General features: G+C 69.4%; 2 protein-coding genes. Both read left to right on the top strand.

Annotation, left to right across the window (positions count from 1 at the left end):
• Positions 1 to 389 (top strand): CBS domain-containing protein (locus AC1D01_RS31815; protein ID WP_477873506.1); only part of this gene is annotated, 389 nt, incomplete at its 5' end.
• Between the two features lie 89 nt (positions 390 to 478).
• Positions 479 to 1978, top strand: a complete 1500-nt coding sequence (locus AC1D01_RS31810; protein ID WP_477873505.1) for an endo alpha-1,4 polygalactosaminidase — start codon at positions 479 to 481, stop codon at positions 1976 to 1978.
• The last annotated feature ends 99 nt before the right edge of the window (positions 1979 to 2077 follow it).

Below are 2077 nucleotides of genomic sequence, written 5' to 3'. Positions count from 1 at the left end.
CGCACTCGGTGCAGGCGCTGCCGGTGGTCAATCGGGCGCGGCAGGTGATCGGCATCGTCACGCGATCGGATTTCCTGGCCCAGGTCGAACTGCAGGACCGTCGCGACATCGGCCGGCGGCTGCGCGCTTTCCTCGCGCGCAACACGAACTCGCACTCCGACCGCCATGAGGTGGTGGGGCAGATCATGACCGCGCCGGTGAAGACCGCGTTCGCATCGACGCCGGCGGTCGAGCTGGTGCCGCTGATGGCGGATGTCGGCCTGCACCACATCCCGGTCGTCGACGAGCGGCGCAAGCTGGTCGGCATGGTCACGCAGACCGACCTGGTCGGCGCGCTCTACGAGATCTGCCTGACCCATCTGTCGGCCCCGCGCACCGGTGCGCCGTGACCGTTGCTCACGTTTGTTAGCGCTTTCACATTTACTGTGAGAGCGCAGTCGGGTGTACTGCACAGGCACGATCCACAAGGAACCCGACCATGAACAAGATGATGCTCGGCCTGGCTTGCTCCAGCGCCGTCCTGTTGGCCGCCTGCGGCGGCAGCGATGCCGACACGGCCAACGATGACCTGGCCGATGCCCAGGGCCAGCGCACGATCGAGGCGGCCGCGGCCACCGGCTCGAAGAAGCTGACGACCACGCTGAGCACGCTGGTGGCCGACAAGCTCGGTGCCTGCACCGAGACGGTGACCTCCAGCTGGGACATCCGGCTGGCCGCCTGCAATGCCGGCACGGCACAGGCCTTCCAGTTCATGCCGGTGTCGTCGGACAGCGCGAGCAACCTGGTGCTGATCAAGAACCCGTCGTCGGGCCTGTGCGTGACGGCCCGCGGCAGCAAGTCGGGCGCGTTCGTCGACCTCGACGACTGCAACGGCCGCAAGGCGCAGCAGTTCCGCCTGGCCGCGCTGGGCACCAGCCTCGCGCAAGTCGCCACCTACGACGGCAAGCTGTGCCTGACCGCGCCGACGCGCGTGGGCGTCACCGAGTTCTCGCTGACGACCTGTGCGACGAGCAACGCGCAGCAGGCCTTCCGCTTGCCGCTGAACAGCACGCCGGCACCGGCTCCGGCGCCCACCCCCGCGCCCGCGCCGGCCCCGGCTCCCACGCCGGCACCCGCACCCGCGCCCGCTCCGACGCCTGCACCGGCACCGGCACCGTCACCCGCTCCGGCCCCGGCCCCGGCCCCGGCCCCGGCGCCTGCACCCGCACCCGCACCCGCACCCGCACCCGCACCCGCACCGACCCCCGGCACCTGGTGGAAGCCCGCCGCCGGAGCCACGTGGCAGTGGCAGCTCACCGGAACGCTGAACACCTCGTACAACGCGACCGTCTATGACATCGACCTGGTCGACGCCAGCGCGGTGACGATCGCGCAGCTGAAGGCCGCAGGCCGCAAGGTGGTCTGCTACTTCTCGGCCGGCAGCTCCGAGGATTGGCGTCCCGACTATTCGAAGTTCGCCACCGCCGACAAGGGCAAGGCGCTCGACGGTTGGGCCGGCGAGAAGTGGCTGGACATCCGCTCGGCCAACGTGCGCGCGGTGATGGCCGCGCGTCTCGACCTGGCGCAGTCCAAGGGTTGCGATGGCGTCGAGCCGGACAACGTTGACGGCTATACCAACTCGAGCGGCTTCCCGCTGACCGAACAGGACCAGCTCGACTACAACCGCTACCTCGCCACCGCGGCCCACCTGCGCGGCCTGGCCATCGGGCTGAAGAACGACGTGGACCAGCTCGCGGCGCTCGAGCCGTCGTTCGACTTCGCGGTCAACGAGCAGTGCAACGAGTACTCGGAGTGCGGCGGCTACTCGGCCTTCACGGGCAAGGGCAAGCCGGTCTTCAACGCCGAATACAAGAGCAACTACGTGAACAACACCAGCGGTGCGCGCGACAAGCTGTGCGCCGCGTCGAAAGCAGCCGGCATCCGCACGCTGGTGCTGCCGCTCGACCTCGACGGGTCGTTCCGCTACAGCTGCGACTGAAACCGCGGCGGCTGAAGCAATTCGGCCTCGCGCCCCTTGCGGGGGCGCGGCCGAAACGATCAGGCGAGAAGGATCAGTCGAACGTCGGCGTCTCGACCC

Source organism: Rhizobacter sp. P3_B12 (genome assembly GCF_056402895.1).
Note: the sequence above shows the minus strand (reverse complement) of the source record. Positions and strands in the feature narration are given on the sequence as shown.

Bases quoted from the DNA above. Each gene is read 5' to 3' on its own strand.
- AC1D01_RS31810 (WP_477873505.1), top strand. From the start codon at position 479: ATGAACAAGATGATGCTCGGCCTGGCTTGCTCCAGCGCCGTCCTGTTG.